Raw genomic sequence first — 296 nt, forward strand, 5'->3', positions numbered from 1 at the left:
CCACGGGTCACCTACGACATCGACACCATGGCGCCCCTCGCCGCCATCACGCTGGGCGACACCGTCCTCACCCCGGGCGAAACCACTACCGTCACCTTCAGCTTCAACGAGCCCGTCACCGGCTTTGACGCCGACGACATCGACCTGACACGGGCCAACGGCACGCTGGGTCCGCTGACCGCCATCGGAGATGACAGGAGGACTTGGACCGCCACCTTCACGCCCGCAGCGAATGTCAACGATGCCGAGAACAAAATCCGCGTCAGATTGGACGGCGTGGCGGACTTGGCGGGCAA

Annotated in this window: 1 protein-coding gene; it reads left to right on the plus strand. The window is 64.9% G+C overall.

The window, feature by feature from the left end; genetic code table 11:
• Positions 1 to 27: 27 nt before the first annotated feature.
• Positions 28 to 296 (plus strand): Ig-like domain-containing protein (locus tag VTU_RS28385; protein WP_236610792.1); only part of this gene is annotated, 269 nt, incomplete at its 3' end.

The sequence above is a fragment of the Verminephrobacter aporrectodeae subsp. tuberculatae At4 genome (assembly GCF_000193225.1).
GTDB lineage: Bacteria > Pseudomonadota > Gammaproteobacteria > Burkholderiales > Burkholderiaceae_C > Acidovorax > Acidovorax aporrectodeae.